Here is a 2,752-nt window from a genome sequence, read left to right on the forward strand (position 1 = left end):
TGGTTGGATCTGGCAGGATATCGGCAATTATTATGGTGCAGGTGCAGGTGGAATAAACTGGCGGGAAAATCAGTTTGATGTACTGTTGGCGGCCGGATCTTCCGTAGGGGCGCCGGTACAGATAATTGGTACCAAACCTGAAATGACGGGCTTATTGCTGAAGTCGGTAGTAAAAACAGGCGCAAAAGGATCGGGCGATAACGCATATATCTATTTACCACCCGGCGCCAGTGAGGGTATCATCCGGGGAACCATACCTATAGGGGAAAGCCCGTTTTCTATTAGCCTGGTGCCCTGCCAAATCCCGGTAAGCAATTGGCTGAAACCTTCCGAAAAAAACTAATGGATGCGGGAATTCCTGTGTCGGCTTTAACTACTGAATCTGGCCCGCAGACCTGGAAATCGGTTGGTAAAACCTTTTCGCCTGCAATGGATTCAATTGTATACTGGTTTCTTCGGAAAAGTATCAATCTATATGGCGAGGCTATGGTCAAACAACTTGCGTTCAAAGCCGGCCTCGAAACCTCCACTTCCAATGGGGTAGATCAAATGATACGTTTCTGGAAGGATAAAGGTATTGAGCCCGCAGCCCTTCAACTGATGGATGGCAGCGGATTATCTCCCCAGAACAGGATTACGGCCGATGCCCTCACTAAAGCCTTGTACTGGTCGGCCAGGCAACGCTGGTTTAATGAATTGTATGCGGGTCTTCCGGTATACAATGGTATGAAGTTAAAAAGCGGCTCTATCAATGGAGCCCGTGCTTTTGCGGGCTTTCATACAGCGGCCAATGGAAAAAAATATGTAGTGGCCATCCTAGTTAACAATTATTCGGGATCGGGCACAGCAGCTGTGAAGAAACTTTACTCGGTGCTGGATGTACTGAAATAGGGGGCAAGTTTTTCATAAAGTGCTGCTGGCATGGTTGTTTTTTCACGGGTATCCGCTTTTATAAAGTACAGCACTACTTTCCCGATCGTAAGTAGTTTTTCCTGTTCGTTGAATACTTCCTGCTGAAATTCAATCCGGTGGTCTTCGGGGAGTTTTGCCAGGGTAGTACGGATTGTTAACAGGTCGTCGTAATGAGCCGGCCGCAGGAATTTGGTATGCAGCTCTACTATCGGCATAATAATGCCAATGGCTTCCATGTCTTTATAACTAAGACCAAGTTGCCGGATGCTTTCTGCCCTGGCTACCTCAAAATACTGGGCATAGTTGCCGTGGTATACCACATTCATCTGGTCTGTTTCCGCATACCGGACCCGTACCTGGGTTTCTGCTATATACATATTGGGGATTTCTTATGTTAAAATTTTACTAGCGACCCATCATCCTGTCGAGCGATGCTCTGCCCGGGCCAACCAGCAAAATTGCCAGAAAACCAGCCAGGAACAGGGCTGCTTTTTCTCCTTCCTTAACATCATGGTTATGCGCCAGGAAAAAAGCAATTGCCATGGCAATGACCAGGGGAATTGCTGCCAGCCGGGTGAATAAACCGGCTATAATAAGCAGGGAGCAAAATACTTCGGCGAACAGTACCAGCAGCAAAGACCAGTCAGAGCCTATATGAAAAGGATCGCTGAATTTTGATTGCAGGCTGGGATATTTAACTAATTTCTGAAAGCCATGATTTACCAGCATTAAACCTCCGAAGAAAATTCTTATCAAAAAGCTCATTGTATCGAATGCCCATTCCTGGTAACTGGTGGAAAGTAGTTTTTTCATGCTGGATTTTTAGCTCAAAAATAAGCACTCGATTGAAAGAATTGTTAATGATTTCAATTATCCACAGTTGTTTGGAACGTTATTTGGTCATGATTAAAATATTTGAAACCTTTACCTGTTTCAAGAGGCCTTTGAAATTAAAATCAACAACAAGTGAGAAGATTCGTCGCATCGATTTTGTGCTGTTCCGTGCTTCAAGTGGTACAGGCACAACAAACTGGATTTTTCACTGATCCCCAGTCAGGGTTTAAGCAAGCTAAAGAATATTACCAACGGGGGCAGTACAGCCTGGCTTATCCCATTTTCCGGGAATTAGATCAACGCCTTAGAGAGCCCGATCAAACCAATAAAGCATTAAATACCCAGGAGCTTCGTTATTACACGCTGGCCTGTGGATTAATGCAGAATGAAAAAGGGGCTTTGGAACAGGCCGTGGAATATGTGGAACTGAATGAAAATTTAAGCCGGGTAGAACTCATGAGTTTTCACCTGGGAGAATATTATTATCGCCAGAAAGATTTTTTCAACGCGGTTAATTTTTATGAAAAAACTGCTTTGGAACACCTGGAAAATAACCAGGTAGCAACCCTTAAATTTCACCAGGGATACAGCTATTTTAATCTGCAGCGTTTTGATCAGGCAAAACCTTTGCTGGACGCAGTTCGGCAGATGAAAAGCTCCGAACACTATGTAGACGCCAATTATTATTTTGGTTTTATTGCCTTTAAAGATAAACAATACCGTTCGGCGCTGGAATCTTTCCGGGTGGTGGAAAATGCCGATCAGTATGCGGATGTGGTTCCTTATTACATAGCCACCATTCTTTATATAACCGGCGACAAGGAGCAGGCGTTACAATATGCCACCAATAAGCTGGATAAGAGCAAGGGCTATTATGACCTGGAATTATCCAAACTCGTAGGACATGGCTGGTTTGAAAAAGGGGATTATACAAAGGCCCTCCCATATCTTGAAAAATATTCCTCTTCTGCTACTTTGGGCAGAAATGACCAATACGAGTTGTCCT

General features: G+C 44.4%; 3 protein-coding genes and 2 pseudogenes. 3 read left to right on the forward strand and 2 right to left on the reverse strand.

Translation table 11 applies throughout. The features are described from left to right. Both A1D16_RS03555 and A1D16_RS03560 read left to right on the forward strand, forming a co-directional pair. A pseudogene (locus tag A1D16_RS03555) lies at window positions 1-343 on the forward strand (hypothetical protein); the annotation flags it as partial. Next, window positions 343-891, forward strand: a complete 549-nt coding sequence (locus A1D16_RS03560; protein WP_290707848.1) for a D-alanyl-D-alanine carboxypeptidase — start codon at window positions 343-345, stop codon at window positions 889-891. The pseudogene A1D16_RS03555 and the gene A1D16_RS03560, both read left to right, overlap by 1 nt. Here the strand turns inward: A1D16_RS03560 and A1D16_RS03565 are convergent. Both A1D16_RS03565 and A1D16_RS03570 read right to left on the reverse strand, forming a co-directional pair. Next, the gene (locus A1D16_RS03565) at window positions 864-1,289 is read right to left on the reverse strand and encodes a thioesterase family protein (RefSeq protein WP_290707849.1); all 426 of its coding nucleotides are present in this window, start codon (window positions 1,287-1,289) and stop codon (window positions 864-866) included. The two genes, A1D16_RS03560 and A1D16_RS03565, sit on opposite strands and share 28 nt — an antisense overlap. Before the next feature lie 28 nt (window positions 1,290-1,317). Further along, window positions 1,318-1,725, reverse strand: coding sequence for a DoxX family protein (locus A1D16_RS03570; RefSeq protein ID WP_290707850.1), 408 nt, complete (start codon window positions 1,723-1,725; stop codon window positions 1,318-1,320). Between the two features lie 153 nt (window positions 1,726-1,878). Between A1D16_RS03570 and A1D16_RS03575 the strand changes: the two are divergent. Further along, window positions 1,879-2,752: pseudogene (locus A1D16_RS03575) on the forward strand (hypothetical protein); the annotation flags it as partial.

The sequence above is a fragment of the Flavihumibacter sp. CACIAM 22H1 genome, assembly GCF_001601815.1.
Taxonomy (GTDB): Bacteria; Bacteroidota; Bacteroidia; order Chitinophagales; family Chitinophagaceae; genus Flavihumibacter.